General features: G+C 70.9%; 6 protein-coding genes. All 6 read right to left on the minus strand.

Annotation, left to right across the window (positions count from 1 at the left end):
• Positions 1–4: 4 nt before the first annotated feature.
• The 6 genes from AB0927_RS30535 to AB0927_RS30560 all read right to left on the minus strand — a co-directional run bounded on the left by AB0927_RS30535 (position 5) and on the right by AB0927_RS30560 (position 5,683).
• Positions 5–1,252, minus strand: coding sequence for a cytochrome P450 (locus AB0927_RS30535; protein ID WP_366670993.1), 1,248 nt, complete (start codon positions 1,250–1,252; stop codon positions 5–7).
• A gap of 95 nt (positions 1,253–1,347) precedes the next feature.
• Positions 1,348–2,703 (minus strand): cytochrome P450, encoded by a 1,356-nt coding sequence (locus AB0927_RS30540; RefSeq protein WP_366670994.1) that lies wholly within the window; start codon positions 2,701–2,703, stop codon positions 1,348–1,350.
• A gap of 12 nt (positions 2,704–2,715) precedes the next feature.
• Positions 2,716–3,276 (minus strand): ATP/GTP-binding protein, encoded by a 561-nt coding sequence (locus tag AB0927_RS30545; RefSeq protein ID WP_366670995.1) that lies wholly within the window; start codon positions 3,274–3,276, stop codon positions 2,716–2,718.
• A gap of 3 nt (positions 3,277–3,279) precedes the next feature.
• Positions 3,280–3,663, minus strand: coding sequence for a DUF742 domain-containing protein (locus AB0927_RS30550; protein ID WP_366670996.1), 384 nt, complete (start codon positions 3,661–3,663; stop codon positions 3,280–3,282).
• Positions 3,660–4,499, minus strand: coding sequence for a roadblock/LC7 domain-containing protein (locus tag AB0927_RS30555; RefSeq protein WP_366670997.1), 840 nt, complete (start codon positions 4,497–4,499; stop codon positions 3,660–3,662). The genes AB0927_RS30550 and AB0927_RS30555 overlap by 4 nt, the downstream gene beginning before the upstream one ends.
• Positions 4,496–5,683 carry an ATP-binding protein gene (locus AB0927_RS30560; RefSeq protein WP_366670998.1) on the minus strand — a complete coding sequence of 396 codons (1,188 nt, stop codon included), beginning with the start codon at positions 5,681–5,683 and terminating at the stop codon, positions 4,496–4,498. Before AB0927_RS30560 ends, AB0927_RS30555 begins: the two co-directional genes overlap by 4 nt.
• Between the last annotated feature and the right edge of the window lie 463 nt (positions 5,684–6,146).

Here is a 6,146-nt window from a genome sequence, read left to right on the forward strand (position 1 = left end):
TCGGTCATGCGAGGGTGACGTCCAGGTTCAGCAGTCGTCTGAAGGCCACGCGCGGCGCCCAGGTCGGGCGGCGGACCAGGGTGAGCTGGGGGAAGCGCGTGACCAGTTGGTGGAGGAGGGTCTGGGCCTCCAGGCGGGCCAGGGGCGCGCCGAGGCAGTAGTGGATGCCGCCGCTGAAGGCGAGGTGGGCGGGCTTGCGGTGCATGTTGAACAGTTCGGGGTCCTCGTGCTTGGCCGGGTCGCGGTGCGCGGCGCCGACCAGTAGGTGGACCATCTCGTCCTTGCGTATCTCCACGCCGCCCAGTTCGCAGTCGCGCGAGGAGACGCGGCTGATGACGTGGGTGGGCGGGTCGTAGCGCAGCGACTCCTCGACGGCGGCCGGCACCAGGTCGGGCTGGACGGTGAGCCGGTCCCACTGGCGGGGGTGTTCGAGGAGCAGCAGGGCGGTGGTGGACAGCAGGGTGGTCGTGGTCTCCAGGGCGGCCAGGAGCACGAACAGGGCGAGGAAGTAGACGGCCTCGTCGGCCTTTTCCTGGTCGCTCTCCATGCCGTCCCACACCGCGATCCAGCGGGAGACGGGGTCGTCCCCGGGACGGGCGCGCCGCTCGCGCACCAAGTCGGTGAAGTAGGCGCGCAGTTCGGCGGTGGCCGCGTCGGAGAGTGCCAACTGGCTGGCGGAGGGGAGAAGTTCCTGGGTGAAGACCTGGTCGTGCGTCAGTTCGCGCAACCGGGGGTGGTCGGCCGTGGGCAGGCCGAGCCAGTGTCCGATGACGGCGACCGGCAGTTCCTCGGCGACCAGTTCGTTGAGGTCGGCCTCGCCGTCGTGCAGCCGCTCGGCGAGGTTGTCGAGCAGCCTGGTGGTGAACTGCTCGGTTATCCCGCGCATGTCGTCCAGGGAGCTGCGGTCGAACATGCCCGCCGAGCGGCGCACCCAGGTGTGTTCCGGGGGGTTGAGGGCGGGCAGGGTGCGGCTCATCTCCCGGGCGGACGGCGCCATCCAGCGGGTGCCGTCGCCCTGTTGTTCTCGCCAGCGGGCGTCCGGCTCCAGCCAGTCCCTACTGCGTACGACCTGGTCGCAGACGTCGAATCCGGTCACGAGGTAGCCGCCCCAGGGTGCGGCGGCCACCGCACCCCGGGAGCGGAGTTCCGCGTAGACCGGAAACGGGTTGGCCTGTCCCTTGGCCGTGCGCAGACGGGAGAAGAGCGATACGGCGAAGCGTCTGTCGGCGGGTGAAGTGGTGACTGTTTCCACAATGACCCTTTCTTGATCTAGACATCAGCCCGCATGCATACCCTCCGCTTCATACGCACATACAAGGTGACTATGCGCGAAGCGAGTTGCCTTCGTCACTCTCCCCTGGTCCATGCCAGGAAGCGGCTGAACAGGCCTCCCTTGGGCTTCGGCGCACCGCTCGCCGCCGGCCGGGCGGTGGCCGCGACGGGGCGGGCGGAGACCCCGGCGGGAGATTCCGCCTTCTGGGCCGCGGTCGGCACGACGATGCGCGGGGAGAAGCGCACCGGCAGCGCCACCAGGGAGCGGCTCCACGGCGCCGGGACCCAGCTCAGGTCCTTGAACGGCATGCGGACCTCGATGTCCGGGAGCCGGTTGAGCAGGGACTCCACGGCGGTCACCGCGATCACGAACGCCGGGTCCTTGGCGGGGCAGGTGTGCGGGCCCGCGCCGAAGGCCAAATGCGCCTTGGCGCTGAGCTGTTCGCGGTGCTCGGCGAGCCGGGGATCGGTGTTGGCCGCCGCGAAGGAGATCAGCACCGGGTCGTTCGCCCTGATCACGCGGCCGCCCAGCTCCACGTCGTGCGTGGGGTAGTGGGCCGCGTAGTTGGCGATGGGCGCGTAGTTCCACAGCACCTGGGTGACGGCGTCCTCGACCGGCAGGCCCGGCTGCCACTCGTCGCCGAGGATCAGCGCGCTCGCGGTGCCGATCGCGGCGGACAGCGGCGTGGTGCCGCCCGAGAGCAGGGTGACGAGCTGGTGCAGCACCTCCTCGTCGGTGAGCTGCGCCGAGTGCTGCATCAGACGCGTCGTCAGGTCGTCGCCGGGGTTGCGGCGCTTGAGGGTGATCAGCTCGTTCAGCGCCTCGGCCAGCAGCTGGTCGGCGCCGCTGCTGCCGGAGAAGATGCCGGTGATGCCGGCGATGACGCGGTCACCGATCTCGGGCGGGCAGCCGAACAGATCGCTGAAGACCAGCAGCGGCAGCGGCTGGGCGTACTCCGCCATCAGCTCGGCCTGGCCCATCCGCTCGGAGCTGAAGCGGCTGATCAGGTAGTCGGCCGAGGCCTGCGTCTGACGCACCAGCTGCAACTCGTTGACGGTGGCCAGACTGTCGGTGACGGCCTGACGCAGCCGGGCGTGCGCCGCGCCGTCGCTGAACAGCGCGTTGGGCCGGTACGCCAGCATCGGCAGCGCGGGGCTGTCCTCGGGCACGCGGCCCTCGTGCAGGGCGTTCCAGCGCCGCGAGTCGCGGACGAAGGAGGCGGGGTTCTGGAGGATGTAGAGCGCGGCGTCGTAGCTGGTGACCAGCTCGACCTCGACGCCGGGCGCGATGTCCACCGGCGCGCTCGGGCCGAGGCTGCGCAGATAGGCGTAGTGGCCGTCCGGGTCGGAGCCGAACTGGGGGCCGTAGAGCGGGATGTTCCCGTGTGCGGGGCAGCCGGGGGGCGGCTCTATGCCGGGTCGCTGCTGCATGAGCGGGGGCTCCTAGTCGATGAGGGAGAGAAGGTGGTGCACGAGGGTGATCAGCGCGCGCGCCGACGACTGCTCGTCGCGGACGTCGCAGGGGACGACGGGGGTGTCCGCGGAGAGGTTGAGCGCCTCGCGCACCTCGGAGAGCGGGTAGCCGGGTGTGCCGTCGAAGTGGTTGACCCCGATGGCGTACGTCAGCCCGAACCGCTCGACCAGGTCGAGGATGGGGAACGACTCGGACAGCCGCTCGGGGTCGACGAGGACGAGCGCGCCCAGGGCACCCCGGGACAGCTCCTCCCACATCTCCTTGAAGCGTTCCTGGCCGGGGGTGCCGAAGAGGTACAGCACCACCTCGTCGTTGATGGTCAGACGGCCGAAGTCCATGGCGACCGTCGTGGTGGTCTTGTCGGGGGTGCCCGACAGATCGTCGAAGCCCTCGCTGGCCTCGGTGATCTCTTCTTCGGTCCGCAGCGGCTCGATCTCGGAGATGCTGGCGATACACGTGGTCTTGCCGACCCCGAAGTGCCCGACCACGAGCACCTTCACCGCCGTACGGACACCTGAGTCCAGGTACACGAATCACGCTCCGAATCGGGCTCTGAGGCCGTCGAGCACGGCGTTCAGTACATCTCGGTCGACACGTTCCGCGCGGGGCACCGGCTTCCGCGCGATGATCAGGCCGCCGTCCTCCATCTCGGACAGGAGGATCCGGACGACCCCCAGTGGCAGGTGGGTGTGGGCGGCCACCTCGGCCACGGACAGGAAACCGTCCATGACCAGGTCCAGGACCTGCCGGGCCTCCGGGGTGAGCGTGCGCACCGTGGTGGCGGCGTGCTCGCTCGCGGACACCAGCGTCGTGTGTCCGTAGGCGTGTTCCGGGGGCAGGGACCGCCCGTTCGTGATCACGAAGAACGGGACTAACGCGGAGGTGAGTTCCAGATCCTCTTCCGGCTCGTCGCTCACGTGCGGCTCGCCTCCCCGCGCGGGGCCAGATACGCGTCGAGGCGCGGCACCACCCCGTGCAGCCGGGTGGTGAACTCCTCGATGTCCGCGTCGTGCTGGGCCGCGGCGGCGAGGAAGGCGCCCCGTCCGGCCGAGATCAGGAAGATCCAGCCGTGCTGGAACTCGATGACCGTCTGCCGCCAGGAGGCGTCCGGCTGGGCGCCGGCGAACTGGGCGGTGGCGCGGCTGTAGGCGTGGATGCCGGTCATCGCGGCGGAGATGGTGTCCGCAAGGTCCTGGCTCATGCCCGTGGTGGCGCCGCGGGGCAGTCCGTCACCGCCCAGCAGGACCGCGTGCCGGGCGCCGCGCACCTCGCTGATCACCTCGTCCAGGTCGGCGATCCGGATCCCGGTGCCGATCTCCTGGCCGGTGTGGGCGCGCTGGGCGCGCGCCCCGGCCTCGTCGGCGTGCACCCGGGGCGGCGAGGTGAGGTTGTTGCCGAGCCGGGCGACGAGCCGGTGCATGCGGAAGGAGATCTGCTGCATGTCGACGTCGGGTGCCGCGGCCGCCGCCAGATAGGCGCCCTGCCCGGCCCCGATCAGGAAGATCCAGCCGTGCGAGAACTCGATGATCGTCTGGTTCCACTGCCGGTCCGGGCCGTCCCCGGCGAAGTGGGACGTGGCCCGGCTCAGCGACTGCATGCCCGCCATGGCCGCGGAGATGGTCCGCACGTCCTTCTGGGCCATGCCGTCGGTCGCCCCGCGGGGCAGGCCGTCCGCGGACAGCAGGACGGCGTGGCGTGCCTTGGGCACGTTGGCCACGATGTCCTCGAGCATCCACGACAGGTCGGTGATCATGTGTCATCGGACCCTTCGGACGGTGCCGCGGAGAGGTTGCGGCCGGAGAGCGTGCCGCGCTGGAAGGCGCCCAGGCTGCGCCCCGCCGCACGGCCGGCGTCCTCCGCCGCCGTGACCTGCGGCAGGCCGACGGTGTCCTGGTCGGGGACGCTGGCGATGGGCACCTGGCGGGCGCCGCGCCGGGGCAGGCCGTTGGCGGTGCGCGCCACGGGCTCGGGCCGGGCGGGCACACCGGGCTGCTCGACAACGGGCTTGGCTTCTTCCACCGGGGCCGTCTCCTCCTCGGTCCACAGCTCCTCGGGCAGCAGCACGACCGCGCGCACGCCGCCGTAGCGGGAGACGCCGGTGACGTCCACCCGGAAGCCGTACTGCTGGGACAGCAGGCCGATCACCGGGAAGCCGAACTTGGGCTGGTTGCCCAGCTGGGACAGCCGGGGGCGGTACTGGCCGGAGAGCAGGCTGCTGGCCTTCTGCCGCTCCTCGTCGTTCATGCCGACGCCCGCGTCGTCGATGACGATGCACAGGTTCTTCTGCACCCGCTGGAACGTCACCTCGATGGGCGAGCCCTGCTGGGAGAAGCTGGCGGCGTTGTCGAGCAGCTCGGCGACGGCGAGCGCGACGGGCGAGACCGCCGACGCCTTCAGCGCGAAGCCGGTCTGCTGCATGATCTCCACGCGCCGGAAGTTGCGGATCTGTCCCTGGGCGCTGCGCACCACGTCGTAGACGCTCGCGGCGCGGCTGCGGCGGCCCAGCGGGGCGCCGCACATGACCGCGATGCCCTGCGCCTTGCGCGCCATCTGCGCGTTGGCGTGGCCGACCTCCAGCAGGTCGCCGAGGACCGAGTGGCCGCCGTACTTGCGCTGGATCTCCTCCAGCAGCGCCAGTTGCTCGGCGGCGAGGCTCTGCAGGAAGCGCGCGGAACCCTTGAGCACGGCCTTGGTGCTGTCCTCCGCCGCCTCCTCGGCTTCCTGGATGGTCTTGGCGTGGTCGGTCCGGTGCTGGTGGAGCTCTGCTCGTAAAGTGGCCAGTCGGCCGTCGGCCTCGCTCAGTCTCTGGGTGAGGGCGGCCTCGGACCTGTCCTTGTTCGCCGCTATGGCCTTGGCGCGACGACTGAGAACCACGGCCGCGGCGACGCCGAGCGCCGCCACGACAACCAGGCACCAGACAAGTGCGTCTCGAATCATGGAAACCTTTCCTGGCGGTTAGCCTGCGGCCGTTGGCGGAAGTGCACCGCACCACCGGTGGGACGACCGGTCGCGAACGGGGCGGGCAGGTCACGCGGAGGACCGGACCGAAACCGTTTTCTGCGGTGCCTGAGCCGAGGGGACCAAGGTCACAGACGCGGGGATGCTATCACCCGCTTAGCGGAACCTTTGCCCCTGCGAGGCACGCCAACGGCCCTGCTCACCGCATGGGTTGCGGCGGTTACGCGCTGCTTCCCGGACAATTCCGGATCGGACTCGGGCAGTTGTCCCGAAGCGGTGACAAGAGGGCATGAAGAGGCGGCCGCGTCAGTCGATCTGACGGGCCGGCATCGGGCGCGCGACGGGGAGGCGGGGGGGGGGGGGCCCCCCCCCCCCCCCCCCCCCCCCCCCCCCGCGGGGGGGGTAGGTGGGGCCCCCGGCCCCGGGGGCGGGCCGCCGCCCC

Source organism: Streptomyces sp. NPDC048106 (assembly GCF_040706415.1).
In the GTDB taxonomy this organism is placed as follows: Bacteria; Actinomycetota; Actinomycetes; order Streptomycetales; family Streptomycetaceae; genus Streptomyces.